Source organism: Microbulbifer okhotskensis (assembly GCF_023895975.1).
GTDB lineage: Bacteria > Pseudomonadota > Gammaproteobacteria > Pseudomonadales > Cellvibrionaceae > Microbulbifer > Microbulbifer okhotskensis.
Map to the genome: position 1 here is coordinate 1 of NZ_JALBWM010000621.1, position 204 is coordinate 204.

Consider the following 204-nt stretch of genomic DNA (forward strand, 5'->3'; position numbering starts at 1 on the left):
CCGCACGGGTTTCCGGCTGTGCCTTGTACTCCTCGCCCAGCATTGCGCCGCTTTGCAAAAAGCCGAATTGGTCGCGGGCTTCCGGCTCCAGCACCTGCATCACCTCGCGGCCGTCCTCGTTGGTATAAAGCACCTGCACCGCATCCTCGCGCCAGGGGTTGCGGGTGACAGAAATGGTTTCCCCCACCAAAACATCCGGGATAT

At 61.3% G+C, this 204-nt stretch carries 1 protein-coding gene; it reads right to left on the minus strand.

Annotation, left to right across the window (positions count from 1 at the left end; genetic code table 11):
- A partial coding sequence (locus tag MO867_RS23495) for a hypothetical protein (RefSeq protein WP_252473592.1) occupies positions 1-187 on the minus strand: 187 nt, incomplete at its 3' end.
- Positions 188-204: the final 17 nt, after the last annotated feature.